Below are 712 nucleotides of genomic sequence, written 5' to 3'. Positions count from 1 at the left end.
GCCACCGGGGCACGGCCCGCCCCGTGGGTGCGGCCCGACGCCCCGGTGCGGTCCGCCACCTCGGTACGGCCCGTCGCCGTCGGTCCGGTGGGCCGGCCTGCGTGGGCGACGGTGGGCCGGCCTCCGTGGGCGTTTCGGGAAGCGCGGAAGACGTCACGGCGCGCCCCCTCACCCTGCGGCGTCCGGCAGCGGAGCCGGGCAGGTCCCGCCCGGTTGGGTGAGCAGTTCGAAGTGCCAGATCTCGTTGTTGTACACCTGGCACAGCCCGTACCGGGCGCCGTGCTGGATCAGCCAGTAGTCGGCGTTGGTCGGGCCGACGTCCACCGCCTTGCCGGTGACGTGCGCGGACTTCTCCGGCGTGTTGACGAACCTGCGGGCCTGCTCCACGCTCCCGTACTTGCTCACCGCCCGGTCCAGCAACCGCTGCTGGTAGGCCTTGCTGCGCCAGCCGGAGGTGACGGTCATCTCGATGCCCTGGGCCCGGGCGTCGTCGGCCGCTTGTTGCAGGGCCTCGCGCAGCGGCTTGTCCAGGTTGCGCACGGCCGGGGCCGTGGTGTCGGAGGGGCTCAGCGTCCGGCCGTCGGGCACCTCCCCGTCCGCCTCGCCCCCGGCCGTGGGGGGTTGGGCGGTGACGGTGGCGGCCAGGGAGCGCAGGGCGGCCTCGGTGCCCGGCGGGTCGGCGGCGTAGGCCCCGGCCAGGGCCAGCACCGCC

Annotated in this window: 1 protein-coding gene; it reads right to left on the bottom strand. The window is 75.7% G+C overall.

From position 1 onward, the window contains the following. Positions 1–168 precede the first annotated feature (168 nt). On the bottom strand, positions 169–712 hold a 544-nt coding region (locus KS423_RS46675), incomplete at its 5' end, for a M15 family metallopeptidase (RefSeq protein ID WP_224285684.1).

The sequence above is a fragment of the Streptomyces sp. LS1784 genome (genome assembly GCF_020103755.1).
Taxonomy (GTDB): domain Bacteria; phylum Actinomycetota; class Actinomycetes; order Streptomycetales; family Streptomycetaceae; genus Kitasatospora.
Note: the sequence above shows the minus strand (reverse complement) of the source record. Positions and strands in the feature narration are given on the sequence as shown.